This is a genomic window from Streptomyces sp. NPDC005955 (assembly GCF_042871255.1).
Taxonomy (GTDB): Bacteria; Actinomycetota; Actinomycetes; order Streptomycetales; family Streptomycetaceae; genus Streptomyces.
In genome coordinates this window covers 425,689-450,027 of the sequence record NZ_JBIAIF010000001.1, presented here as the reverse complement: position 1 = coordinate 450,027, position 24,339 = coordinate 425,689, and the positions used below count along the sequence as shown (strand labels likewise).

Here is a 24,339-nt window from a genome sequence, read left to right as displayed (position 1 = left end):
TCGTGTTGCCCGGGGCGGTGCGCTGTCCCGTGCGGGTGCGCGGTGCTTGCTCGCGCAGTTCCCCGCGCCCCTGAGGTGCGTCCACCTGATGGTGCGCTGTTCCGTACGGTGCGCGGTGCGTTTCGCGCAGTTCCCCGCGCCCCTCACGGGGCCCGCTCTGGCGCGGGTGCGCTGTCCCGTGCGGGTGCGCCGCGGGGCGGACGACGGCGACGAGAAACGCCCCGATCAAGGGGCGCGGGGAACTGCGCGAAGCAACCGCGTACCCGCACGGAACAGCGCACCCCCACCGGGACGCACCAGACAGGGGCGCGGGGAACTGCGCGAAGCAACCGCGTACCCGCACGGAACAGCGCACCCCCACCGGGACGCACCAGACAGGGGCGCGCGGAACTGCGCGAAACGCCCAGCGCACCCGAGCGGAACAGCGCACCCGAAGCGGAACGCACTGGAAACGGACCCGCCCCCGGGCCTACGCGGACACAGCAACGGGGCCCCGGGAAACGTCCCGGAGCCCCGTTCGTACGGTCAGCTGGAGTACGGCTTCGCAGCGAGGACCTTGACGGACGCGAGCTTGCCGTTGGGCAGCTCGTACGTCGCCTCGTCCCCCACCTTCTTGCCGTTCACACCGACGCCCAGGGGCGACTGCGGGGAGTAGGTCTCGATGTCCGAGGACGGGTACTCACGGGACGCCATGAGGAACGTGAGCGTGTCGTCCTCGTCGCCGTCGAAGGCGATCGTCACGACCATGCCGGGCTCCACGACGCCGTCGTCCGGCGGGATCTCGCCGATCTTCGCGTTCTCCAGCAGCTGGGTGAGCTGGCGGACCCGGAGCTCCTGCTTCCCCTGCTCCTCCTTGGCCGCGTGGTACCCGCCGTTCTCGCGCAGGTCTCCCTCCTCGCGCGCCGCCTCGATCTTCTTGGAGATCTCGGTGCGGGCGGGACCAGACAGGTACTCCAGCTCGGCCTTGAGCTGGTTGTACGCCTCCTGCGTAAGCCAGGTGACGCTCTCACTGGTCTGGGTCACTGGTGCTCCTCGTCGGTACTGGGAATACAAAGCATCGCCCTACCGGAAAAGGGTGTGCCTACCGGTGGGCGAAACCACGAGCCTAACAATTTCGGCGCTGTAGGGGGAGGACATATCGCATCAGACTTACATCAACGCAGGCCAGCGCCGTGCGGATCTCGTACGGCCCTCCCAGAGAGCATGCGCACCCGCACGGGCCGACAAACACGGCGTCGACGGGCGGTCACCCGCGGTTCACCGACCGGGCGGGAGGGCCCCGCAGGAGGCCGGTGCTATCCGTCGGACTCGCAGCCCACCAGCTCGGCGGAGGTCCCCCGGGCCGTCGTCCGCAGGGTGATCACCTCGTCGATGCGATCGGCCCGCTGGTCGAAACGGAAGTCCGCGCGCCCCACCTCGGCCCCGTCCTCGGACTGGGAGCGGACCGTGCAGTAGCCCCGGACCGAGGCGTCCTTGCGGACCTCCAGGTGCACCTCGACGGCGCTGTCCGAGACCACCTTGAACCGGATCAGCTCGGCGCTCACCGCCTTGCCGGTGATGTAGCCGTACCCGATCCAGGTGACCAGGGCCAGCAGCCCCACGCCCAGGACCGAACCGATGATCTTCAGCTTGCGGTCGACGTGTTCTTCCGCGGAGCGGCCGTACCGGCCCTCCGGGAGCTGCTCACGGACCGCGCTCATGATCGTCCTCCTGGTGGGGGTGACGGGACGGGGTCCCGGAATTATTCGCCCCCCGATTCGGTCACTATAGAAGCCGCCCATCGCGCCCCCTCATCGGGGCGCCGTATTCGACGAGGATCGAGTCTTGACTGAGCAGCTGCGACTCATGGCCGTGCACGCCCACCCGGACGACGAGTCGTCCAAGGGCGCGGCCACCATGGCGAAGTACGTGTCCGAGGGGGTGGACGTGCTCGTGGTGACCTGCACGGGCGGCGAGCGCGGGTCCGTACTCAACCCGAAACTCCAGGGTGACCAGTACATCGAGGACAACATCCACGAAGTGCGCAAGAAGGAGATGGACGAGGCGCGCGAGATCCTCGGCGTCCAGCAGGAGTGGCTGGGGTTCGTCGACTCGGGGCTGCCCGAGGGCGATCCGCTGCCGCCGCTGCCCGAGGGCTGCTTCGCGCTGGAGGACGAGAACGAGGCGGCGGGGCGGCTGGTGCGGAAGATCCGCGACTTCCGGCCGCAGGTGATCACCACCTACGACGAGAACGGCGGTTACCCGCACCCCGACCACATCATGACCCACAAGATCACGATGATCGCGTTCGACGGCGCGGACGACGCGGAGGCGTTCCCCGAGGACGCGTTCGGGCCGGTGTTCCAGCCGGACAAGCTGTACTACAACCAGGGCTTCAACCGGCCCCGCACCGAGGCACTGCACCAGGCGATGCTCGACCGCGGCCTGGAGTCCCCGTACGGGGACTGGCTGAAGCGCTGGGACGAGTTCGAGCGGGTCGAGCGGACCCTCACCACGCACGTGCCGTGCGCGGACTTCTTCGAGATCCGGGACAAGGCGTTGATCGCGCACGCCACGCAGATCGACCCGGAGGGCGGCTGGTTCCGCATCCCGATGGAGCTCCAGAAGGAGGTCTGGCCCACCGAGGAGTACGAGCTGGCGAAGTCGCTCGTCGATACCTCCCTCCCCGAGGACGACCTCTTCGCGGGCATCCGCGACAATGCCTGACATGAGTGTGAGCGCAAGCGCGAGCCAGGTGGTCGCCAACCTCGTCCCCCTCGCCGCCGAGGTCGACAAGAACAAGGTCACCCCCGGAGTGCTGGGGTTCATCGTCTTCGCGGCGATGGCGGTCGCCGTCTGGGGCCTGATGAAGTCGATGACCAAGCACATGGGCAAGGTCGACTTCAAGGAGGTCACGGCCACGGGAACCGCGGACGAGAAGCCCCGGGCCCCCCGCGAGCCCTGATCCATCCCGCCCGCGCCGTCGTGAGCGCGTGACGGTTCGCGGCCCGGAACGTCCGGGTCGCGGGCCTTCGGCTGCCCGCACGTCCCACCGGCCCGGTGCCGGACGGGCTCAGAAGCCGCCGATCCGACGGACCTCGTCCTGCGGGTAGGGGGTCTTCCGGCTGTGGTGCTGGAGCTCGCGGAAGAAGTCCGCCATCAGCGCGGTGAGCGGTGCGTCCCGCGCGATGATCGCCGCGGCGGCCTCGGGAAGCCCCGTCGGGCGCTCGCCCGCGGCGTACGCGCGCACCCGTGCCTCACGGACCCCACGGTCCCGCGGGTCGTCGCCGTGCAGCGCGGTGACCAGCCAGTTCACCAGGTAGGCGGTGGTGAAGCTGCGGTCGTAGGTCCGGTGCCGTTCGTAGAAGTCGGCGTGCTCCGGCGACAGCGCGAAGCGGGAGGAGGTCGCCAGGCCGTAGTCGGCGAAGTAGAGGCGCCGGCCGTCGGTCAGCACGTTCTCGAAGTGCGCGTCGAAGTGCAGCAGCCCGCGGTCGTTCATGAACGAGACGCCGGCCGCCAACTGGGACTCCACCATCGCGCAGGCCCGGTCCGTGCTCTCCTCGCCCGCCGCCACCTGCGTGCCGAGCCACTGGTGGAGGTGGTGCGGAACGTACTCCAGGAACAGTGCGACGCTCGCCGAGGAGTCGCGCAGGGCGTGGAGGCGCCGGCGCACCTGCGGGCGGTCGTCCCAGTACGCGACGACCGCCTCGACGTCGGCCAGCTCCTCGTGCAGCGGCGTCGCATCCGGCAGCACCCGCCAGTGGTGCATCAGCGGGAAGCCCTCGTGTTCGCCCGCCAGCACCCAGTTCGTCGTCATGCTGTGCACGGCCAGCTCCCGCCAGACGCCGAAGCCGGGGCCGCCGAGGCCGTACTGGCAGAAGTCCGGCAGCTCGAACAGGTTCGCCGTGGACCGGACGTGCTCCGGTCGCCGCTCCAGGTCGGTCAGGGGCACCCGCTTCACGAAGACCCGGTGTCCGGCGACCTCCAGCAGGGACGACTTCCCGCCGATGCCCCGTCCGAGCGGTACGGCCGTGTCCACGAGCGCGCCCAGGGCCTCGTCGCTGTGCAGCGCCAGGGCGGTGGAGACCTCGCCGTGGGCCGTCAGCCGCGCTCCGCGCGCCAGGTCGTCAGCTGCCGTCACCGCTGCCTACCCGGTGCCCGGCACCGGCGGCGGCCCTGCGGGGGCTCGGCGCGGTGGTCCGCTCCGCCAGCGGCAGCGGGGCCGGGGCGATCGCCTCGCCCAGCAGCGTGCGCCGCACCACCCGCTCCGCGGCGTTCCCGTCGTCCCAGGAGCAGAACCGCTCCCGGAAGGCGGCCCGCAGCGCGGTGGTCCGCTCGTCGTCCCAGCCGCCCCCGCGGAACGTCTCGATCAGCTCGTCCTCCGTGGTGGCGACGGCCCCGGGGGTCTTGCCGGGCTCGCCGGACATCAGGTCGAAGGTGACGCCCCGGGAACGGACGTACACGTCCCAGTCGTCGGCGTAGGTGATGATCGGCCGGTCCAGCACCGCGTAGTCGAACATGATCGACGAGTAGTCCGTGACCAACGCGTCGGAGGCCAGGCACAGTTCCTCGACGCTCGGGTGGCGCGAGACGTCGATCAGGGCGCCCTGCTCGGTCAGCTCCGTCAGCCGCTGGTCCTGGCCGTAGAAGTAGTGGGTGCGGACCATCAGCACGAACCCGGGGCCCAGCGCACGGCTGACCCGTTCCAGGTCCAGCCGGGGAACGTAGCCGACCTGGTAGTCGCGGGCGGTCGGGGCGTACAGCACGGCGATCCGGCCCGGTTCGATGCCCAGGCGCTCCCGGATCGCCAGCACCTCGCGGCCGTCCGTCCGGGCGTACACGTCGTTGCGCGGGTAGCCGGCGTCCACCGACTCGAAGGAGCACGGGTACACCCGGTCCCACTGCTCGCTGGAGTGCCGGTTGGAGGAGACGCTGAAGTCCCAGCGGTCGGCGCGCGCCAACAGCTTCTCCATGTTCATGCCCTTGGCGGCGGCGGGGTAGCGCTGCTGGTCGATGCCCATGCGCTTCAGGGGCGTGCCGTGGTGGGTCTGTATGTGCACCTGGCCGGGCCGCTTGACGACGTGGTCCGCGAAGTTGACGTTGTTGACGAAGTACTTGGCCCGGGCCATCACCTCCCAGTAGCGCGGCGTGTTGGCGACGACGTGGTCCACGCCCGGCGGGAGGCCCTTGACGGCGTCCGCGCGCACCACCCACACCCCGTGGACGTGCGGCGCCAGTTCCTTGGCCTTCTCGTACACCGCCAGGGGGTTGCAGGCGGGCGTCCGGTTCCAGTACGCGGAGTAGACCGCGAGGTTCTCGTCGATGGGCCGCTTCAACTGGAGCCGGTAGTAGCTGGCGTAGGCGCGCTTGCCGACCGTCCGCTTGGCCTTGCGCAGCCCGTCGGCGCCGCGCAGCCGGGTGCCGTTGACCAGCTTGAGGGCCTGGAAGCCGGAGTACGAACCCCGGGCCACCGCCTGGAACTTGGCGCCCTGCACGCCGGTCGGCGGGGTGAAGCCGGGCGGTACGTGGCGCTGGTACATCTCGGTGGCCCGACGGAAGAACTCGGGCCGGTCGGCGCGCACCACCCGGCTCTCGCGGGCGAAGGTGTGCAGGAAGTGGCTGATCATCCGCTCGAAGAGCATCGGCCGCAGCGGGTCCAGGTCGGGGCGGGTGTCCAGGAACGCGAAGAGCCGCTGGTACTGCTCGAAGATGGTGAAGTGCCGGCGTCCCGGCGTCTGCATGGAGTTCCCGTTGCGGCGCTGGCGGTACTCGACGCAGACGTGGTCGAGGCAGACGGCGCGTTCGGCGGTGAGCATCGTCGTGTAGACGACGAGGGCGTCCTCGTACAGGCCGTCGGTGAAGGCGAAGCCGTTCTCGACGAAGAAGTCCCGCCGGTAGACCCGGTTCCACACCACGGCGAACATCGACAGGAACTCGGTCCGGTCGGCCGGCCGGAACACCTCGGTGCCGGTCCGGGCCAGCAGGTCGGACGTGGCGCTGGTGCGGACCTCGTTCCACCAGTAGGTGCGCACGTGGTCGACGATCAGGATGTCCGGGTCGTCGGTGAGCGAGAGCCGGTCGTGCATCGCCCGCAGGGTGCCCGGGGTGACCGTGTCGTCGCTGTCCAGGAAGAAGAGGTAGTCGCCGCGGGCCCGCTCCACACCGGTGTTGCGGGCCCGGCCTATCCCGCCGTTGGACTCGTGCCGGACGGTCACCACCCGGGGGTCGCGGGCGGCGAACTCGGCGAGGACCTGTCCGCTCTGGTCCGGTGAGCAGTCGTCGACCGCGATGATCTCGAAGTCCGTGAAGTCCTGGGCGAGGAGGGACTCCAGGCACTCCCGCAGATATCCCTGGACCTTGAAGACCGGGACGACGACGCTGAAACGGGGGGTGGGCGTGGGGTCGCTGGAGGGCATGGCCGTACTGACTCCTCGTGATCAACCGTGTCGGGAGAACGGGTCGGCCCTCACCGCGGGACGTACAAGACTTCGACGCACGTTCCCCCCAAATGGTTGCCGCGTCAACGTGAGGCCCTGCCTCGGAGGGGCGGTCCGCCGCCCCAGGTGCCCCGGGAGTCACCTCGTGTCCCACCAGAACCCTTGGGGGATCTGGGGAAGCCGCGCCACGGACCGGCCCCGCGGCCCGCCGGACCGGTGTGAGCAACCCCTCACACGGTGCTGCGGGGGCGGTGGTTCGGACGGGACGGTGGTTCGGGCGGTGCCGCGGGGCGGGAGGTCAGGCCCGGCGGGGCTGGTTGAAGCGGAGCAAGTTGCCGGAGGGGTCGCGGAAGGCGCAGTCACGGACCCCGTACGGCTGGTCGACGGGCTCCTGGACGACCTCGCCACCGGCGGCGCGGATGCGCTCGAACGTGGCGTCGCAGTCGTCGGTGCGGAAGATGACACCGCGCAGGTGCCCCTTGGCCAGCAGTCGGGCCATGGCCTCCCGGTCGGCGGGGGAGGCGCCCGGGTCCGCGAGCGGCGGTTCGAGGACGATGTCCACGTCGGGCTGGTCCGGGGAGCCGACGGTCACCCAGCGCATGCCCTCGAAGCTGACGTCGTTGCGTACGTCGAGCCCCAGGACGTCGCGGTAGAAGACGAGCGCCTCGTCGTGGTCGTCGACGGCGATGAAGCACTGCGAGAGGTTGATGCCCATGTGTTTCATGCTAGGCGCGGGGGAGCGGTCCGGCCGTTCCGGACCGGCCGGGTGTGGATCTTGGCGATGCAGGCGGGGACGGCGGCCCCCGCGTCGTGCCGCCGGGCCCGGTAGGCGCTCGGGGTCTCGCCGACCAGTTCGGTGAAGCGCGAGCTGAACGAGCCCAGCGAGGTGCAGCCGACCGCGAAGCAGACCTCGGTCACCGACAGGTCGCCCCGCCGCAGCAGTGCCTTGGCCCGCTCGATCCGTCGTGTCATGAGGTAGCCGTACGGTGTTTCTCCGTAGGCGGCGCGGAAGCTGCGGGAGAAGTGGCCCGGGGACATCAGGGCGACGCGCGCCATCGCGGGCACGTCCAGCGGCTGCGCGTACGCGCGGTCCATCAGGTCACGTGCCCGGCGGAGCCGGACGAGGTCGTCCAGATTCACCCCTCCACCCTGCCACACGCCCGGCGCCCGCCCGCTGACGTGCCGCCCCCGCTGACGTGCCGCCCTGGTGCCGCGGGAGCCCCGACGGGCCCCCGCGGCCGACGCGGCCGACGCGGTTCAGAACAGCTCAAAACATCTCAGAACGGCTCAGAATGTCTCAGAACAGCGAGGTCACGTACAGGCAGTGGGTGTAGCTGTAGCCCGGTTCGATCTTCTGCTTGCTCGACTTGGTGTCCCCGAACGTCGAGGTGCCCGTGGCGGCCCGCTTCTGGAGGAAGTGGTAGTTGCCCGCGGGCAGCAGCAGCGTCGTCTTCGGGTACTTCGAGGACGGGCCCTTGCACGCCTTGACCTTCTGGCCGCGGGGGAGGAACAGATCCGAGTACTTGGTGCAGGTCGCGCACGACTTCAGGGTGGCCCGGCCGGTGACCGGCCCGGTGTACAGCACCTCGACCGAGCCGGGGCCGTCGTTGGTGATGACCAGCACCATGCGGGAGCCGCCGGCCGGCTTGGCCGGGGGCAGCTTCTTCCCGGCTCCGGGCGCCTCGTCGGCGATCTCGGCCGCGATGGCGATCGACCGGGCGTGCTCGGCCCGCGCGCTGTTCGGGTAGTCCTTGGCGTACTGGGTCATCGTGGTGACGGCGTCGTCGAAGTCCTTGCCCTTGAACTGCCAGGTGCCACAGGCGAACACGCCCTTCTGGACGGCCGACGACGCCTCCTTCGCGACCTTCCCGACGGCGGGGTCCGTCAACAGGGCGACGGAGGAGCGCAGGGCGCGCAGCTGGCTCGTGGCGCTGCACGGGGCGTCACCGGAGAGCGCGGTCGTGCGGGCGTCGATCGCCGTGCGCACGGCCGGCCCGACCTTGGCCGCGTGCTCGGACTCCGGGAAGGTGTCGTACAGCGCGTTCAGGCTGTCACTGGCGGACGGTGTCACCGCCTCCACGCCGAGCGCGGCGACCCCGCACTCGTAGAGGGAGTGCGCCAACGGGTCGTCGGTCTTGGCGGGCCGGGTGCCGAGGAGGTCCTCGTCGACGGTCCGGGGCAGCCCCCTCAGGTACGTGAGCGGCGCGACGGCCTCGCAGTACGCCTGCTTCCCGTACGGGGCCGAGATCTGCGCGTAGTACGTGTCCAGGCGCTCGGGGACGAGCTTGCCCGCCCGTGAGCCCCGGTGCTCCGTGCCGAGGTCCTGGTACTCGCCGAGGGCCCTGCGGTAGATCGGCTCCGCCTTGTCGAAGGCCAGGCCGTCGGCGGACTTCACGAGCGTGTCGGCGGCGGCGAGGCGGTCGAGCAGCGCCTGTTCCCTCGCCTCCTCGCGGGCCGACCCGTACGCCAGCGAACCGCCGGCGGGCACCGCGAGCAGCACCAGTGCGAGCGGGAGCGCGAGGCGCCGGAACGGTTCGCCGAGGTGGAGGGTCGCGTGCAGACCGCGGCGGGCGCCGTCGGCGGCTGCGGCGAGCAGGAAGACGCCGTACCCGACGAGGAGCCCGACGGGCACACCGTCGACGTCGGCGGGGAGGGCGACCACCAGGAGGGCTGCGGTGGCGATCCAGCAGAGCACGGCGCCGACCCAGTTGCGCAGGAGGACGTAACCGAGGCCCAGGCCGGAGAGGTTGAGGATGCCGGTCGCCGCTGCCTGCGCGGGGTTCGCCTCGCCGCGCGGGGCGGCGGGGGGTGGGGGTCCGTAGCCGGGTGGCGGGCCGCCGGGGGCGGGTGGGGCGGTGGGGGGTGGTGGTGCGGTCCAGGGGCCTGCGCCGCTCGGGCCGCCGGGTGCGGGTGGTGCGGTGGGCGCGGGGCCGGCGGGCGGCCCGGCGGCGGGTGGTCCGGCTGCGGGTGGTGGGCCCGGCGGTTGGCTGGGCGGCGGGCCCGGTTCGCCCGGGGGCGTGCTCGGTGGTGGGCCGAAGCCGGGTGCGGGTGCGGGTGTGGCGGGCGGCTGTTCTCCCGCGGTCTGCTCCTCCGTGGGGCCTGTGGAGCCCTTGTCTAATGTGCCGCCACCGGTCGACCGGTCGACCGGCTCGGGACGTGCGTCGTTCGGCTCTGCCCCCACTGGTTCCCCCTCGTGGGTCCGTGCGCGGTGGCATCCCACCAGCGCCTTCTGGCACCTACCCTTCAGGGTTCCCGCACACGCGTCTACCGATCCGACAATCGGTGACCAAGCTGCGACCGACGGCTACGGGACGGCGCCGTCCGAACGAGCCTCCGCCGGGTCCCTCCGACACGAGCAGCATCCCGTGCCGAGCAATTCCGTAGGAAGGTTCGTACGTCGTCGACGAGGTGGCCGAGGCGCTCGGCGGGGATGTTCCCTGGAACCGCTCCGTCTGTTCCGGGAGACCTCATGCCAGTCGACAACCCGCCGACACCTGACCCCTCCGAGCACCGCCCGGACGGCACGCCGCCCGAACTCGCGACAGGGCAACAGGCGGATCTGGCGCCGGTCGCGTCTGACGAGTCACCGGAGCCCGGCATCGGTCGCCGCAGCGGTTGGCAACGGTTCCTGCCCCTGAAGGACGGTGCCTTCACGTCCACCTTCATCGTCGCCCCGGTCGTCGTCCTGGTCATCGGCCTGGGGATCGTCGGCGCCTTCTCCTGGATCGGCAAGCAGTTCGAGGAGGAGAAACCGCCCCTCTACGTGTCCGGGAGCCACTCGCCGAGGAGCGTGGTCACCACACCGCCCGGTGCGTCGCCGCCGTCCCGGGCGGTCTCCCCCACACCGGGTGCACGGTCCTCAGCCGCGGACGGTGAACGGGCGGGCCAGTCCGAGGCGGGGAAGGCGGGCATCCAGTACCTCCGCGACGTCTACCACTGCCCGTGGGAGGCCTGGGTGGTGAACCGGGCCCCCGGGGACCTCGGTACGGTCCCCGCGCGGGAGGACGGCTCCCCCGACCCCGAGGTGATCAACGACGAAACGGCGGGCGACCCCGGCAGCACGCGCTTCACCCTCGACGTCCAACCCGTCGACGACAGGCCCTTGCAGATCAAGGAACTGCGCATCAAGGTCCTCGAACGGAAGGCGGCTCCGGCCGCCGACGCGGCGACGGTGGTGGGACTCCAGGTCGGCGGCTGCGGAGAGGGCCCCACGACGCTGAAGGCCCGCGCCGACCTCGACGGCGGAGCCGACTTCGCGACCGTGCGGTTCGAGGGCGGGGGGCTGCCGCAGGAACTCGTCGAAGGAAAGGCCCTCAGCGTCGGCATCACGGTGGAGACCCGCACCTGTGACTGCCGATGGGTCCCGGAGATCGTGTGGGCCAAGGACGGCGAGGTGAAGGAGACGGAGTTCCGGATCGGCGGAAAGGACTTCCGCACCATCGCGACCGACGGGCTACAGCGCCGCGCCTGGAAACAGGACCTCAAGACGAGGGCGTGGACGAAGACCGTGTTCGACGAGTCGATCCTCGGCCGGCGGGAGCCGTGAGGCACGCTCACGGCCCTCGGAGGCAACCGACGGTGAGGTGGCGCGACACGGCGCCGTTGGCCCACGGAGAGCGGGAACGCCCGACCCGGGCGACCGGGCCGGGCCGATCCGACCCGGCCAGGCCCGACCCGGCTAGGCCAGGTCAGGTCAGGTCAGGTCGAGGAAGCTCCACCGGGCGTCCGGTCGGGCGCCGCTCAGCCACTCGCCGCAGTTCTGGAGCACGACCGGGCTGGACGTGATGTGCTGCGCACCCGTGCCGAGGTCGCGTAGGAATCGGTCGAGCGGGCCGCGGCGGATCGCTGCCGAGCCGGCCCAGCGGTGCACCGTGCGGCCCACCTCGGACACGGTCGAGGTCGTGTGGTTGAGCGCGAGACGGATCAGGGTGTCCTGTTCCGTGTTCGGCAACTCGCCCTTGTCCAGGGTGTGTTCGACGTCCCGCCACACGTCGTCCGCCCAGGCCCGAGCGGCCCGCAGCTTCGCTTCGGCCGTCGCGTACTCCGCGTGGAACGGGGAGGTGTCGACCGCGGCGCCCCGTGAGCCGCGCCGCGCTGCGGCGACCCGTTTCATCTCGTCCAGGAGCCGCCGGCCGACGCCCAGGGCCCACCCCGTGTGCCCGATCGCGGCCAGGTTGACCAGGCCGAGGCGGTAGAGGGCGCCGCCGTTGACCGGGGTGTTCGTGGTCGCGACGTACGTGTACGCACGCGGGACGTGCACGTCGGTGCAGTGGTAGTCGACGCTGTGCGTCGCGCGCAGCCCGAGCACGTCCCAGTTGCCGTCCAGGGTGACCTGCGACTTCGGCATCGTGAGGACCCGCTGTTCGCCGGTGCCCTCGACCTGGATCCCGCTGTGGATGTGGGTGGCGTGCGCCATCCCGGAGGCGAACTGCCACTGACCGGTGACCCGGTAGCCGCCTTCCACGGGCACGGCCCGGCCGGGGCGCGTGCCGTGCCCGGCCACCAGCGCGTACGCCCCGTTCGGCACGTCCGGGAACAGTTCGGCCGCCGCGTCCGCGGCGAGGTACGCCGCGGTGGTCCCGGTCACCATCTGGAGCGCCATCATGGTCCAGCCGGCCGCGGCGTCGTGGTAACTCACCCGCTCCGCCGTCTCGATCAGCTGGCGCGGTGCGAACTCGTACCCACCGAGGCTCAGGGGCAGCTCCGCCCGTACGATCCCCGTGTCGAGCAGCGCCCGCGCCGTTTCCTCCGGCAGCCTTCCCAACTCCTCGGCCGCATCGGCCCGTTCGTCGAGCGTCCTGCCGAGCGCATCGATCCGCTCCAGCACCCCCGCCAGTTCCGCACTGACGTGCAGCCGGCCTTCGTCCCCCACGAAATCCCCCTCCTTGCGGTCCGTACCAGATTCTCGCACTCATGTTCCGTACCCCCTCGTGACCCACTTCCACCGCGGCCCGGGCTCACGATCGGCCCCCGCCGGTCCCATGACAGTGGGCCGTCGTGGCGTCGAACTCCTCGCCCGCGTCGGTCCCGACCCGCACCCGGCGGTGCCGGCGCCCGCACTGCTGATCGGCATCGGACACCTGCCACCGGGCATCGCCGCTGCGATCGGCGTGGTGTTCTTCGTCGGCGCCGTCGTCTCCCACCTGCGGGTCGAGGACGGGAAGGGCGCTCCGGTGCCGTAGTCCTCGCGCTCCTCGCGGCCGTGCCGGTGGCCCTCGGCCTTCGCCACGGCGTGACCGGCCGCGCGCGCCGTTCGGGCCCGCACGGGAGCCCCGTACGGGCCTGAAGCTGCCTGACCTTTGCCTACCATGCAGGTGGTCACCCGTTGTCGCGACCGCCGTGGACACAGGGCTTGAAGAAGGGGTGCTTCGTGGCAGGCAGGCTGATGGAGAAGCGGGAGGCGATCATGCGCGGGGCCCGCACGGTCTTCGGCCGCGACGGGTACACGCGCACCAGCGTCGACGCGATCGCCAAGGAGGCCGGGGTCTCCACCAGGACGATCTACAACCACTTCGAGAACGGCAAGGCCGAGCTGTTCCGGATCATCGTCGAGGAGGGCGCGGTCCAGATCCACGACGCGCAGCTCGACGTGATCGACCGCTGGCTGCGCAAGATCACGGACCTGGAGGCCGACCTGATCGACTTCGGTCGGGCCTGGGTCGAGCCGCTCAACGTCTTCCCCGACCACTTCGCCCTGGTGCGGCAGCTGCGGGCGGAGGTGGGGCACCTGCCGCCCGAGCTCCTCAAGGCGTGGGACGAGGCGGGGCCGCGCCGCGTCGAGCGCGCGCTCGCGGAGCGCTTCCAGGGCCTGGTGGACGACGGCCTGCTGGAGACCGACGACGCGCGCCGGGCCGTGATGCACTTCCTCCACCTGATCTCCGGGGAGATCATCGACCGCTCCTACTACGGAGCGCTGCCGCTGCCCCGGGACGAGGTGGACGGCCTCGTCGCCTCCGGCGTCCGGGCCTTCCTGCGCGGCTACCAGCCGCGCTGACCGGTCCGGCGGGGGACCGGCCCGGGGACATGACCTCTACCTGACGGAACCTCACCCACAGGTGCCTGGGCCTCAGGTGAGCCGCACCTCGGCAGTGGCAAGGCTTATGGGCCCCGCTTCGGATTGGTCCCTGGAGCGCCGGGGTCGGTGACGCCGCCGACGTGCTCCGGTACGCCGCGCAGGCCGACCGTGCCGGCCTCCCCCTGTTCACCCTCGCCGACCACTTCTACGCCGGCGACCGGCTCGGCCCCGCCCGGGCCGTCCGGACGTTCCCGCACCTGTGGGCGTACGCGCGCGACCTGTACCGGCTGCCCGCCTTCCGGGAGACCACCGACTTCGACGCCCACTGCATGAGCCTGCCCGCGGAGCGGGCCGACGGCGTCCGGCATCGACGTCGACCCGGCGGACCCCGACTGGAGGTGAGCAATGATGGTTGCAGTCATTGCCATGAGCGTTGTACTTTCGAAGTGCATGACGTTGCGTCAGTTGAGGCAAAGGAAGCAGGACCCATGACCCGCATCGCCGTCATCGTCGGAAGCACCCGCCCCACGCGCCGCACCGCCGTCGCGGCGCAGTGGGTCATAGAGGCCGCCGGGCGCCACCCGGCCGTCAAGAGCGGTGAGGTCGCCGTCGAGCTGGTGGACCTGGCCGACTTCGACCTCCCCCACCTCGACGAGCCTGCCCCCGCCGCCTTCGGCGTCTACACCCACGAGCACACCAAGACCTGGGCGGGCACGATCGCCGGGTTCGACGGCTTCGTTTTCGTCACCCCCGAGTACAACGCCTCCGCACCCGGCCCGCTGAAGAACGCCATCGACTACCTGCACGCCGAGTGGGCCCACAAGGCGGCCGGGTTCGTCGGCCACGGCGTCCACGGCGCCACCCGCGCGGTCGAGCACCTGCGCGGCGTCCTGGCCGAGCTGAAGGTGGCGACCGTCAGCAGCCAGGTCGCCCTCAACGTCTTCACCGACTTCGCCGTCGTCGACCCCACCCAGCCCGGCGAGATCACCCCCGGCGAGCACCAGGAGCCCACCCTCCACGAGCTCCTGGACGACCTGGTCCTGTGGTCCGAGTCCTTCAAGGGCGTCCGCGAGACGCTCGCGCGACAGGCCGCGGCGACCGAGGCCTGACACCGCAACCACCGGGCCGTGCGGCGCCGGCGTCGGCGGGGGCGGCAGCAGACGATGCGGCCCCCGCCGACGCCGGGAGCCGGCCGCGGCGCTCCCCTCGCGCGCCGTCGTGCGAGCGGGCGGACCGGGTCATCGGCGCCCGAGGACCCTTCGGCGAGCACGGAAAGCGTCTCCGCGCCCCGGACCTCGCTGCTGCACCCGGCCCGGACTTCCGGGAGGCCGAGCCGTCCGACCGGGCGGGAGGTCCTTCGAACCGTGCCGTTCTCGCAGGTCGCGTCCGGCGCTGTGAGAGGCTGGACCGCATGAACCGGCTGGCCAGCGCGACCTCGCCCTACCTGCTCCAGCACGCCGACAACCCGGTCGACTGGTGGCCCTGGGGCGAGGAGGCGTTCGAGGAAGCGCGCCGGCGCGACGTACCCGTCCTGCTGTCGGTCGGTTACTCCGCGTGCCACTGGTGCCACGTCATGGCCCACGAATCGTTCGAGGACCACGCCACCGCGGCGATCCTCAACCGCTACTTCGTGAGCGTGAAGGTCGACCGCGAGGAGCGACCGGACGTCGACGCCGTGTACATGGAGGCCGTGCAGGCCGCGACCGGCCAAGGCGGCTGGCCGATGACCGTGTTCCTGACGCCGGACGCCGAGCCGTTCTACTTCGGCACCTACTTCCCGCCCGAGCCGCGGCACGGCTCGCCGTCCTTCCAGCAGGTGCTCGACGGGGTCAACCAGGCGTGGCAGGGCCGCCGCGGCGAGGTCGCCGAGGTCGCCGCGAAGATCACCCGGGAGCTGGGGGAGCGCCACATCGGGCACGGGTCCGGCCGGGCGCCGGGCGAGCAGGAGCTGTCCCAGGCGCTGCTGGGGCTCACCCGCGAGTACGACGCCAAGCACGGCGGCTTCGGCGGGGCACCGAAGTTCCCGCCGTCCATGGTGATCGAGTTCCTGCTGCGCCACCACGCCCGCACCGGCTCCGAGGGCGCGTTGCAGATGGCCGTCGACACCGGCGAGCGGATGGCCCGGGGCGGGATCTACGACCAACTGGGCGGCGGCTTCGCACGCTACTCGGTGGACCGCGAGTGGGTCGTGCCGCACTTCGAGAAGATGCTCTACGACAACGCCCTGCTCTGTCGCGCGTACGCGCACCTGTGGCGGAGCACCGGCTCCGAGCTGGCCCGCCGGGTCGCCCTGGAGACCGCCGACTTCATGATGCGCGAACTCCGCACCGAGCAGGGCGCCTTCGCCTCCGCCCTCGACGCCGACAGCGAGGACGTCGACGGGCGCAGCAGCGAGGGCGCCTACTACGTGTGGACCCGGGAGCAACTGCGCGAGATCCTGGGCGAGGCGGACGCCGAACTCGCCGCCGCCCACTACGGGGTGACCGAAGAAGGCACCTTCCCGGAGGGCGGCGAAGGCGCATCGGTGCTGCAACTCCCCCTGAGCGACGGCATGTTCGACGCCGAACGGGTCGCGTCCGTGCGGCAGCGGCTGTTCGACGCGCGCGCAGAGCGGTCCGCGCCGGGCCGGGACGACAAGGTGGTGGCCGCCTGGAACGGCCTCGCCATCGCCGCCCTCGCGGAGACCGGCGCCTACTTCGACCGGCCCGACCTGGTCGAGGCCGCCGTCAGCGCCGCGGACCTCCTGATCCGTCTCCACCTCGACGACTCCGCCCGGCTCACCCGCACCTCCCGCGACGGCCGCGCCGGCGCGAACGCCGGCGTACTGGAGGACTACGCCGACGTCGCCGAGGGTTTCCTCGCCCTGGCGTCGGTGACCGGCGAAGGCGTGTGGCTCGACTTCGCGGGGTTCCTCCTCGACCACGTACTGGCCCGGTTCACCGACGAGGAGGACGGGGCGCTCTACGACACCGCCTCCGACGCCGAACGGCTCATCCGCCGCCCCCAGGACCCCACCGACAACGCCACCCCCTCCGGTTGGACCGCCGCCGCCGGCGCCCTGCTGTCCTACGCCGCGCAGACCGGCTCCGAGCCCCACCGCACCGCCGCGCTGCGCGCCCTCGGCGTGGTCTCGGCCCTCGGCCCCCGGGTGCCCCGGTTCATCGGCTGGGGCCTCGCCGTCGCCGAAGCCGCGCTGGACGGCCCGCGCGAGGTGGCCGTCGTCGGCGCCGAGGACGACCCGGCCCGCCGGGCGTTCCACCGGGCGGCGCTGCTCGCCACCGCCCCCGGCGCGGTCGTCGCGGTCGGTGCCCCTGCCGAGTCCGCCCCAACGACCGCTGACGGTAAGGGAAGTGGCGCGAGTGGCGTCGAACTCCCGTTGCTAGCCGACCGCTTGCTACGTGACGGACGCGCCACCGCCTACATCTGCCGTCACTTCACCTGTGACGCGCCCACCACCGACCTGGACGGCTTCCGGGCCGCACTGGGGGTCCGTGTGGATCTCAACGGCACCGATATCAGGTCAACTTGATGAGTCGAAATCGCTCCCGGACGACGGTTCCGGGGGCGATCGGTGAACGCGCTTTCCCCCCTGCCGCGAGCCGGAACGCCGCCGTCCGTACCCGAAACGTCGACTCGCTCGAACGTGCGATGCGAAACAGGCCAATCATCGACTGAGCACCCCAACTTCATATAACCCTCTTAGTCTCTCCATATCGGTGGGGGGCGCGACGAAGTGTCGTGCGCCGAGGGGGATCTCGGGGGATCTGTTGCTCACGTCTGTCTTCATCGCCACCGTGTCGCTGGCGCTCTTCTGGATGGCGGCGTTCACGCTCTGGTGGCAGATGCACGCATGGCGCACCCCCGAGACGCTGGCCGCCACCCGCTTCGCCGACCCCGAGGGCGGCGGCGCCCTGTCGTTCTCCCTGCTGCTGCCCGCCCGCCACGAACAGGCCGTGCTCGACCACACCATCCAACGCCTGCTGGAATCCGGGCACACCGACTTCGAGATCGTCGTCATCGTCGGCCACGACGACCCGGAGACCACCGAGGTCGCCCGCCACGCCGAAGCCCGCGACCCGCGCGTCAAGGTCGTCGTCGACACCCACCAGGCCAAGAACAAACCCAAGGCCCTCAACACCGCCCTCCCGCACTGCCGGGGCGACGTCGTCGGCGTCTTCGACGCGGAGGACCAGGTCCACCCCGACCTCCTCACCCACGTCGACCACGCCTTCCGCTCCACCGGCGCCGACGTCGTCCAGGGCGGCGTCCAACTCATCAACTTCCACTCCAGCTGGTACAGCCTGCGCAACTGCCTGGAGTACTTCTTCTGGTTCCGCTCCCGGCTCCACCTGCACGCCCAGAAGGGCTTCATCCCCCTCGGCGGCAACACCGTCTTCGTCCGCACCGACGTCCTGCGCGAAGCCGGCGGCTGGGACCCCCACTGCCTCGCCGAGGACTGCGACCTCGGCGTGCGCCTGTCGAGCGTCGGCAAGAAGGTCGTCGTCGCCTACGACTCCGACATGGTCACCCGCGAGGAGACCCCCGGCAGCCTGATGTCCCTGCTGAAACAGCGCACCCGCTGGAACCAGGGCTTCCTCCAGGTCTACCGCAAGAAGGACTGGAAGCAACTCCCCACCGCCGGGCAACGCCTCCTCGCCCGGTACACCCTCATGACCCCGTTCCTCCAGGCGTTCACCGGCGTGATCATCCCGCTCAACGCGGCCGTCGCCCTCCTCCTCGACGTGCCCGTCGGCATCGCCTTCCTCTCCTTCCTGCCCGCCGTCACCGCCCTGGTGACCTTCGTCTTCGAAGTCGTCGGACTCCACGACTTCGGCAAGCAGTACGGGCTACGGGTGCGCCTGCCGCACTACGCCAAGCTCATCGTCGGCGGCCCCTTCTACCAAGTGCTCCTCGCCGGCGCCGCGCTCCGCGCCGTCTGGCGCGAACAACGCGGCCGCCACGACTGGGAACTCACCAGCCACGTCGGCGCCCACCTCGCCGCCGCCCCCGCCACCGCCCCGACCCGTAAGGACGCCCCCGCGTGACCTCCACCCTCCCCGCGGTGGACGCCTCCCCCGTCCCCGCGGGCCGCCCCCGCGCGCGCCGCCGCCCCGCCCTCACCCACCGCCCCGTCGTCCGCTTCCGCAGTTCCCCCACCGACCTCGCGCTGTGCTGGACGCTCCTCGCCGCGATCGTCGCCGTACAAGGCTGGAACATCGGCGCGTACCCCACCTTCAGCGACGACGAGGGCACCTACCTCGCCCAGGCGTGGGCCGTGCAACAGGGCGACGGCCTCGCCCACTACACCTACTGGTACGACCACCCGCCCGTCGGCTGGATGCAACTCGCCGCGCTCACCTGGCTCCCCGCCCAGTTCGCGCCCGAGACGATGACCGTCGGCACCATGCGCCTCGCGATGCTCATCGTCGCCGCGATCAGCGCCGTCCTCGTCTACGTCCTCGCCCGCCGACTCTGGCTGCCCCGCTGGTCCGCCGGCCTCGCCATGGCCCTGTTCGGACTCTCCCCGCTCGCCGTCAACCTCCAGCGACAGATCTTCCTCGACAACATCGCCGTCCTGTGGATGCTCCTCGCGTTCTGCCTCGCCGCCTCACCCCACCGACACCTCTGGCACCACTTCGCCGCCGGGATCGCCGCCGCCATCGGCGTCCTCAGCAAGGAGACGATGCTCCTGGTGCTGCCCGCGCTGCTGTTCACCATGTGGCGCTTCAGCCACCGTGACACGCGCAAGTTCGCCTTCACCGGCGCCATCACCTCCTGCGCCCTGATCGGCTTCACCTACCCCCTGTACGCCCTCCTCAAGGGCGAACTCCTCCCCGGCGACGACCACGTCTCCCTCTGGGACGGCGCCGCCTACCAGATGAGCCGCCCCGGCTCCGGCTTCCTCCTCGACACCTCCTCCGCCGCCCACGTCGTCCTCCAGGACTGGCTGTACTACGACCGGGTCCTGCCCCTCGGCGGACTCGCCGCCGCCCTGCTGCTGCTCGCCACCTACCGCTGGTCGGTCACCGCCCGCGCCCTCGCCGGCCCCGCCGCCACCGTCGCCATCTTCGCCCTCGTCGCCCTGCGCCCCGACGGCTACCTGCCCGCCATGTACGTCGTCCAGGCCCTGCCGTTCCTCGCCCTCGTCCTCGCCGGCAGCGCCGCCAGCATCACCCACGCCCTGCTCAGCCGCGGGCGCCGCAGCAACGAGAAGCGCCTCCCCCGCGGACTGCGCATCGGCCTCGTCGCCGCCCTCGCCCTCGGCGCGACGGCGTACCTGGTGCCCCGCTGGTACGACGGCAACCGCACCGCCCTCACCTCCGACGAGAGCGCGCCCTACCGCCAGGCCGCCGACTGGATGGCCCAGCGGGTCCCCGACCCCGCCCGCACCCGCGTCCTCGTCGACGACGCCATCTGGCTCGACCTCGTCCACGCCGGCTACCGACCCGGCGACGGCGCCATCTGGTTCTACAAGGCCGACCTCGACCCCGCCGTCACCAAGACGCTGCCCCGCGGCTGGCGCGACGTCGACTACGTCGTCTCCTCCCGCACCGTCCGACGCGACGCCGTCGACCTCCCCACCGTCAAGGACGCCCTGCACCACTCCACCCCCGTCGCCGTCTTCGGCGAGGGCCCCGCCCGGGTCGAGATACGCAAAACCACCAGTGACGCCGGTGACGCCGGTGACGCCGGGGGCACTGGAGGCACCAAGGGCACCGGAGACAGCGGATGACCGCCGACGGCACCGTCCCCGGCGAGGTCGCCGAACCGCCCCGCCTCCCCGCGGACCCCGGCGCCCTCGCCCTCCCCGCCCTGCGCACCGCCGACCCGCTCGTCCGCATGATCGTCTTCGGGCTGATCGGCCTCACCGGTTTCCTCCCCAACCTCCTCGCCCTGCACGCCCTCACCACCGCGGGCCTGCACTACCTCACCGCCGAGGTCCTCGCCAACCAAGCCGGCGTCGCCTGGAACTTCCTCCTCATCGAACTCCTCCTCTTCCGCGACCGCCGGCACCACCGCCACTGGGCCGACCGCACCGCCCGCTTCGCGCTCCTCGCCAACGCCGACCTCGTGCTGCGCATCCCCCTCATCGCCCTGCTCGTCAAGCAGTGGGACATGGCGGTCGTCCCCGCCACCGCACTGGCCCTCGTCACCACCTTCGTCCTGCGCTTCATCGGCACGGAGACCCTGGTGTACCTGCCCCGCAGACGCCGTACGCGCCGGGGCACCGGCAGCGGTACGGAAGCACCCGACGGCCCGACGCACGCGAAGGGCACCGGCACCACGACCTAGGAGCACGCCCATGACCCTCATACCGGCGCGGGTCCGCCCCGCCCCACGCGCCCGCACCGTCCGACGCCGAAGAACCGCCCTCCTCGGCGTGGTCGCCATGGTCGCCGGACTCCTGCTCGCCACCCCGCAGACGGCCGCCGCCGCAAACCTCCTCACCAACCCCGGCTTCGAGACTCCAGGACCCGGCGGCTCCGAACTGCCGCACTGCTGGTCCAAGGCCGGCTGGGGCGACAACGACTTCACCTACGACACGGTCTCCGACGCCCGCACCGGCACCGCCGCCGTCAAGGTCGCCCTCAGCCGCCGGGTCAGCGGCGACCGCAAGGCCATGCTCACCGAGAACCCGACCTGCGCCCCGACCGTGCAACCGGGCACCCAGTACGACCTCAGCCTCTGGTACAAGTCGACCACCCCCGACACCGCGGTCACCCTCTTCCGCCGCGACACCACCGGCGGCTGGCAGTACTGGACCGACCTGCGCACCCTCCCCGTCGCCCCCGCCTACGAGCGGGTCGAGGTCCGCACCCCGCCGATCCCGCCCGGCACCGACCAGATCACCTGGGGCGTCTCCGTCTACGGCGTCGGCTCCGTCACCACCGACGACTACGCCATGCACGCCGTCGCCGTCGACCCGCCCGACCCGCTGTGCACCGGCACGCCCACCGAGTGCCGCGACGGCCGCTGGGACGTCCTCCCCACCAAGAACCCCGTACGCTCCGCCCACGCCGTCGTCCTCCACAACGGCAAGGTGCTGCTCATCGCCGGCTCCGGCAACAGCGAGGAAGCCTTCGCCGCGGGCACCTTCACCTCCGCGATCTACGACCCCGCCGACGGCTCCTACCGGATCGTCCCCACCCCCAAGGACATGTTCTGCGCCGGCCACGTCCAACTCCGCGACGGCAAGGTCCTGGTCATGGGCGGCAACCTGTCCTACCCCGCCGCCAACGGCTCACACGGCTACAAGGGCTACCGCGACTCGTACGTCTTCGACCCCGCCACCGAGACGTACACCAAGACCAACGACATGAACGACGGCCACTGGTACCCGTCCGCCACCGTCATGGGCAACGGTGACGTCCTCTCCTTCGGCGGACTGCGCGACGACTCCACCGGCTCCGTCACCGCCGACCGCTTCTCCGCCGCCCAGAACAGGTGGCTGCCCACCCACCAGGTCAAGCAGACCTGGAGCTACTGGGGCCTGTACCCGTCCATGATCCTCATGCAGGACGGCCGCCTCTTCTACTCCGGCAGCCACGTCTTCGGCAACGGCACCCCCGGCACCGGCGCCTCCGTCTACGACTACGACGCCAACACCATCACCGACGTGCCCGGCCTGCAACGCAAGGACGAACGCGACCAGTCCGCCAGCGTGCTGCTCCCGCCCGCCCAGGACCAGAAGGTCCTCACCATCGGCGGCGGCAACATCGAGACCAACCCCAAGGCCAACCGCCTCACCGACATCATCGACCTCAAGGACCCCAACCCCCGGTACACCGCCGGACCCCCGCTCCCGCAGGGCACCGTCGACCGCGGCGGCGGCCAGGTCCCGCAGACCGGCGACGAGGGCAAGATGTACGTGTCCGCGGTGCTGCTGCCCGACGGCAAGGTCATGGAGACCGGCGGCTCCCTGCACAACCGGGCCGACCCCGTCTTCTCCTCCTCGCTCTTCGACCCGGTCACCCGCACCTTCGACAAGGTCGCCACCGACCCCGAGGCCCGCGGCTACCACTCCTCGTCGTTCCTGCTCCCCGACGGACGCGTGATGTCCACCGGCGACAACCCGGGCAGCAACACCTGGAACCACAACGTCTCGATCTACACCCCGCCCTACCTGATGAAGGGCCCCCGCCCCGCGATCACCTCCGTCGCCGACAACGAGTGGACCTACGGTTCCACCCAACGCATCACCGTCGACCGCGCGATCACCAAGGCGCAACTCATCCGCCCCTCCGCGGTCACCCACTCCTCCGACCCCAACCAACGGTTCGTTGACCTGCCCCTGACCGTCAACGGCAACACCATCGACCTCAACGTCACCAGCAACCCCAACCTCGCCCCGCCCGGCTGGTACATGCTCTTCGCCACCGACGCGAACGGCGTGCCGTCCGTCGCGAAGTGGGTCCGCCTCGACGGGCCCGCGGCGATGAGCCCGGCGGCCTCCGGTTCCCCGGGATCGGGCGGCCACGGCGGTCATCACGGCGGCGCCGACCAGGGCGCTGGTGTGGCTGAGGCGCCGGCCCCGCACGTCCAGGACTTCGCGGACGACCTGTCGGCCAAGCCCCGGAAGCCGCTGAAGAAGCGGGCGTCCCAGCCCGTCAGCCCGACCGTCTCCGGCTGCGACCGCCACTACGGCGCCGCCGGCGTCTGCGTGCCGACGGACTACCCGCCGCAGGTCAAGGCCACGACCGCCGCCCGCTGCGACTGGCTCGCCCGCCACGACTACGGCCGGCTCAAGGTCAACGGCGAGACCGACCCGCAGCGACTCGACCCCGACCGGGACGGCATCGCCTGCGGCAAGGGCGACCTACGCGGCAAGCGCCGCTGACGCCCGGGGGTCGGTGTCCGTACCTGGTACGGGCACCGGCCCCCGGTCTTGGCGGGTCCGCTTCGATCGTCTAACGCGCCGGACCGAACTCGGCGAGGACATCGGCGACCATGTGTTCCAACTGGTCGTGGTGGGCACCCCGCCAATACACGTTCCCGCAACTCGTGCAACGGGCGAACACGTCGTGCGTGCGCAGCGTTCCGGCCTCGACCCGGTCGGCCACTTCGTCCTTGGACGCGCTCACCAACGTGCCGTTGCACGCCGTGCACCGCGTCCAGGGCCGCAACTCGGGCGCGAACCTGCCCAGCACGTCGCGCAGTTGTTCATCGGGCTGGTCGCTGTACATGAACGCCCCCGCCCACAGCTCCCGGCGCCGCAACAGCCCCCGGTCCCGGCTCAGCAGCACGCGTCGTTCTGCCGCGGAACGGGTCGCCAGCGCGGGGTCACCGATGTCCACCGCCTCGTACGCGACGTCGATGCCGAGTACGCGCATCCGCCGGGCCAGGGTGCCCAGGTGCACGTCCAGCAGGAACCGCAACGGCGCGCCGGGCACCTGCTGCGGCCGGACCACCGCTGTGACGCGGACGCGGTCCCCGTCCCGGGGTACGTAGCCGGTGGGCGCCGTGTCCCCGTTGACGTCCAGCGAGCCGACCTCGGTCAGCGGGACGCCCAGCGACTCGACCACGTGGCCGAGGCTGGACGTCCCGTCGATCGGTAGTTCCGTGGGGCCCTGGCGCCGCTTGTGCGGCACGAAGAGCGCCAGCTCGGGGGCCACCTCCACGGTGATCTGCTGGGCGTTGTCCTTGTTCACCGGCTCAGCATGTCATCCGTGCGGTGGGGTACGGCTACGGGTTTTGCCCCGTGGGCGCCTCGTCGATGAGGTGGTCGAACTCGCCCGCCTTGACGCCCAGCAGGAACGCGCGGAGCTTGGCGGGGGTGGTGGTCACTACGGTGCCGGGGGCGTCGCTTTCGCGGAGGAGAATTCCGTTAGCTGTACTGGCCAGTTCGACGCACTGGGTGTCTCCGTTGGAGTACGTGGACTTCTGCCAGCGAATCACTGCGCTCATGGT

The 24,339-nt window shown here is 71.4% G+C and carries 20 protein-coding genes and 1 pseudogene; 11 read left to right on the top strand and 10 right to left on the bottom strand.

From position 1 onward, the window contains the following. Positions 1–525 precede the first annotated feature (525 nt). Together greA and ACFYOU_RS01855 are read right to left on the bottom strand one after the other, a co-directional pair. Positions 526–1,023 (bottom strand): transcription elongation factor GreA, encoded by a 498-nt coding sequence (gene greA / locus ACFYOU_RS01860; RefSeq protein WP_385486233.1) that lies wholly within the window; start codon positions 1,021–1,023, stop codon positions 526–528. Positions 1,024–1,295: 272 nt separating this feature from the next. Next, positions 1,296–1,700, bottom strand: a complete 405-nt coding sequence (locus tag ACFYOU_RS01855) for a DUF4307 domain-containing protein (protein ID WP_385486231.1) — start codon at positions 1,698–1,700, stop codon at positions 1,296–1,298. Positions 1,701–1,824: 124 nt separating this feature from the next. Between ACFYOU_RS01855 and mca the strand changes: the two genes are divergently transcribed. Beyond that, positions 1,825–2,706: a mycothiol conjugate amidase Mca gene (gene mca / locus ACFYOU_RS01850; RefSeq protein ID WP_389761719.1), complete on the top strand. Its 882-nt coding sequence runs from the start codon at positions 1,825–1,827 to the stop codon at positions 2,704–2,706. Then, positions 2,699–2,944 carry a hypothetical protein gene (locus ACFYOU_RS01845; RefSeq protein ID WP_385486227.1) on the top strand — a complete coding sequence of 82 codons (246 nt, stop codon included), beginning with the start codon at positions 2,699–2,701 and terminating at the stop codon, positions 2,942–2,944. The genes mca and ACFYOU_RS01845 overlap by 8 nt, the downstream gene beginning before the upstream one ends. A 108-nt stretch (positions 2,945–3,052) precedes the next feature. Here the strand turns inward: ACFYOU_RS01845 and ACFYOU_RS01840 are convergent, their stop codons facing one another. The 5 genes from ACFYOU_RS01840 to ACFYOU_RS01820 form a co-directional block, all read right to left on the bottom strand. Next, complete coding sequence (locus ACFYOU_RS01840) at positions 3,053–4,120, bottom strand: protein kinase family protein (protein ID WP_391302741.1); 1,068 nt, start codon at positions 4,118–4,120, stop codon at positions 3,053–3,055. Next, positions 4,107–6,395: a CDP-glycerol glycerophosphotransferase family protein gene (locus ACFYOU_RS01835; RefSeq protein WP_391302739.1), complete on the bottom strand. Its 2,289-nt coding sequence runs from the start codon at positions 6,393–6,395 to the stop codon at positions 4,107–4,109. Before ACFYOU_RS01835 ends, ACFYOU_RS01840 begins: the two co-directional genes overlap by 14 nt. Before the next feature lie 319 nt (positions 6,396–6,714). Continuing rightward, positions 6,715–7,131, bottom strand: a complete 417-nt coding sequence (locus ACFYOU_RS01830) for a VOC family protein (protein WP_389761713.1) — start codon at positions 7,129–7,131, stop codon at positions 6,715–6,717. Between the two features lie 5 nt (positions 7,132–7,136). Continuing rightward, complete coding sequence (locus tag ACFYOU_RS01825; protein WP_389761711.1) at positions 7,137–7,556, bottom strand: helix-turn-helix transcriptional regulator; 420 nt, start codon at positions 7,554–7,556, stop codon at positions 7,137–7,139. A 157-nt stretch (positions 7,557–7,713) separates the two neighbouring features. Next, positions 7,714–9,111: a hypothetical protein gene (locus ACFYOU_RS01820; RefSeq protein ID WP_391302737.1), complete on the bottom strand. Its 1,398-nt coding sequence runs from the start codon at positions 9,109–9,111 to the stop codon at positions 7,714–7,716. A 774-nt stretch (positions 9,112–9,885) separates the two neighbouring features. Here ACFYOU_RS01820 and ACFYOU_RS01815 point away from each other — a divergent pair. After that, positions 9,886–10,962, top strand: a complete 1,077-nt coding sequence (locus ACFYOU_RS01815) for a hypothetical protein (protein ID WP_391302735.1) — start codon at positions 9,886–9,888, stop codon at positions 10,960–10,962. Between the two features lie 147 nt (positions 10,963–11,109). Here ACFYOU_RS01815 and ACFYOU_RS01810 read toward each other — a convergent pair whose 3' ends face one another. Then, positions 11,110–12,288, bottom strand: a complete 1,179-nt coding sequence (locus ACFYOU_RS01810) for an acyl-CoA dehydrogenase (RefSeq protein WP_391302733.1) — start codon at positions 12,286–12,288, stop codon at positions 11,110–11,112. A 109-nt stretch (positions 12,289–12,397) separates the two neighbouring features. Here ACFYOU_RS01810 and ACFYOU_RS01805 point away from each other — a divergent pair, with 109 nt between their 5' ends. The 8 genes and pseudogenes from ACFYOU_RS01805 (at position 12,398) to ACFYOU_RS01770 (ending at position 23,269) form a co-directional block, all read left to right on the top strand. Next, on the top strand, positions 12,398–12,598 hold the full coding sequence (locus ACFYOU_RS01805) for a hypothetical protein (protein WP_391302731.1): 201 nt from the start codon (positions 12,398–12,400) through the stop codon (positions 12,596–12,598). Positions 12,599–12,786: 188 nt separating this feature from the next. After that, positions 12,787–13,410, top strand: a complete 624-nt coding sequence (locus tag ACFYOU_RS01800; RefSeq protein ID WP_391302729.1) for a TetR/AcrR family transcriptional regulator C-terminal domain-containing protein — start codon at positions 12,787–12,789, stop codon at positions 13,408–13,410. 161 nt (positions 13,411–13,571) lie between these two features. Next, positions 13,572–14,540 (top strand): NAD(P)H-dependent oxidoreductase, encoded by a 969-nt coding sequence (locus ACFYOU_RS01795; protein WP_391302727.1) that lies wholly within the window; start codon positions 13,572–13,574, stop codon positions 14,538–14,540. Between the two features lie 302 nt (positions 14,541–14,842). Next, positions 14,843–16,960 carry a DUF255 domain-containing protein gene (locus ACFYOU_RS01790; protein ID WP_391302725.1) on the top strand — a complete coding sequence of 706 codons (2,118 nt, stop codon included), beginning with the start codon at positions 14,843–14,845 and terminating at the stop codon, positions 16,958–16,960. A 238-nt stretch (positions 16,961–17,198) separates the two neighbouring features. Next, entirely contained in the window at positions 17,199–18,476 is a 1,278-nt protein-coding gene (locus tag ACFYOU_RS01785) for a glycosyltransferase (protein ID WP_391302723.1), read from the top strand. Continuing rightward, positions 18,473–20,164 carry a phospholipid carrier-dependent glycosyltransferase gene (locus tag ACFYOU_RS01780; protein WP_391302721.1) on the top strand — a complete coding sequence of 564 codons (1,692 nt, stop codon included), beginning with the start codon at positions 18,473–18,475 and terminating at the stop codon, positions 20,162–20,164. Before ACFYOU_RS01785 ends, ACFYOU_RS01780 begins: the two co-directional genes overlap by 4 nt. 71 nt (positions 20,165–20,235) lie before the next feature. Further along, positions 20,236–20,724: pseudogene (locus tag ACFYOU_RS01775) on the top strand (GtrA family protein); the annotation flags it as partial. A 97-nt stretch (positions 20,725–20,821) separates the two neighbouring features. Then, complete coding sequence (locus ACFYOU_RS01770; protein ID WP_391303758.1) at positions 20,822–23,269, top strand: galactose oxidase-like domain-containing protein; 2,448 nt, start codon at positions 20,822–20,824, stop codon at positions 23,267–23,269. 70 nt (positions 23,270–23,339) lie between these two features. Here the strand turns inward: ACFYOU_RS01770 and ACFYOU_RS01765 are convergent, their stop codons facing one another. Then, positions 23,340–24,080, bottom strand: a complete 741-nt coding sequence (locus ACFYOU_RS01765; RefSeq protein ID WP_391302719.1) for a Mut7-C RNAse domain-containing protein — start codon at positions 24,078–24,080, stop codon at positions 23,340–23,342. 34 nt (positions 24,081–24,114) lie between these two features. Beyond that, on the bottom strand, positions 24,115–24,336 hold the full coding sequence (locus ACFYOU_RS01760; protein ID WP_391302717.1) for a DUF397 domain-containing protein: 222 nt from the start codon (positions 24,334–24,336) through the stop codon (positions 24,115–24,117). Positions 24,337–24,339: the final 3 nt, after the last annotated feature.

Bases quoted from the DNA above. Each gene is read 5' to 3' on its own strand.
- ACFYOU_RS01760 (WP_391302717.1), bottom strand. From the start codon at position 24,336: ATGAGCGCAGTGATTCGCTGGCAGAAGTCCACGTACTCCAACGGAGAC.
- ACFYOU_RS01815 (WP_391302735.1), top strand. From the start codon at position 9,886: ATGCCAGTCGACAACCCGCCGACACCTGACCCCTCCGAGCACCGCCCG.
- ACFYOU_RS01790 (WP_391302725.1), top strand. From the start codon at position 14,843: ATGAACCGGCTGGCCAGCGCGACCTCGCCCTACCTGCTCCAGCACGCC.
- ACFYOU_RS01770 (WP_391303758.1), top strand. From the start codon at position 20,822: ATGGTCGCCGGACTCCTGCTCGCCACCCCGCAGACGGCCGCCGCCGCA.
- ACFYOU_RS01835 (WP_391302739.1), bottom strand. From the start codon at position 6,395: ATGCCCTCCAGCGACCCCACGCCCACCCCCCGTTTCAGCGTCGTCGTC.
- ACFYOU_RS01830 (WP_389761713.1), bottom strand. From the start codon at position 7,131: ATGGGCATCAACCTCTCGCAGTGCTTCATCGCCGTCGACGACCACGAC.
- ACFYOU_RS01855 (WP_385486231.1), bottom strand. From the start codon at position 1,700: ATGAGCGCGGTCCGTGAGCAGCTCCCGGAGGGCCGGTACGGCCGCTCC.
- ACFYOU_RS01805 (WP_391302731.1), top strand. From the start codon at position 12,398: ATGACAGTGGGCCGTCGTGGCGTCGAACTCCTCGCCCGCGTCGGTCCC.
- ACFYOU_RS01845 (WP_385486227.1), top strand. From the start codon at position 2,699: ATGCCTGACATGAGTGTGAGCGCAAGCGCGAGCCAGGTGGTCGCCAAC.